General features: G+C 43.5%; 2 rRNA genes. Both read left to right on the forward strand.

Annotated features, from left to right (window positions below):
• The first annotated feature begins 7 nt into the window (after nucleotides 1–7).
• Nucleotides 8–122, forward strand: a 5S ribosomal RNA gene (gene rrf, locus H4J69_RS19730).
• 114 nt (nucleotides 123–236) lie between these two features.
• Nucleotides 237–351: ribosomal RNA gene (gene rrf, locus H4J69_RS19735) — 5S ribosomal RNA — on the forward strand.
• The last annotated feature ends 5 nt before the right edge of the window (nucleotides 352–356 follow it).

The following is a 356-nucleotide window of genomic DNA, read 5'->3' on the forward strand; positions in this document are numbered from 1 at the left end:
CTTTTTGTCTAGCGACAATAGCACTGTGGCACCACCTGATCCCATTCCGAACTCAGAAGTGAAACGCAGTAGCGCCGATGGTAGTGTGGGAGTTCCCATGTGAGAGTAGGACATTGCTAGGCTTCCAATTAGAAAAACCCGTAGCTGATGCTACGGGTTTTTTGTTCCAAGGTTCTAATTTACTTTATATTTTAAACAGTATAAATTAAATTATATCTTTGATATTACAAGTTTTGTCTAGCGACAATAGCACTGTGGCACCACCTGATCCCATTCCGAACTCAGAAGTGAAACGCAGTAGCGCCGATGGTAGTGTGGGAGTTCCCATGTGAGAGTAGGACATTGCTAGGCTTCTA

Source organism: Colwellia sp. BRX10-9 (genome assembly GCF_014077405.1).
Taxonomy (GTDB): Bacteria; Pseudomonadota; Gammaproteobacteria; order Enterobacterales; family Alteromonadaceae; genus Colwellia_A.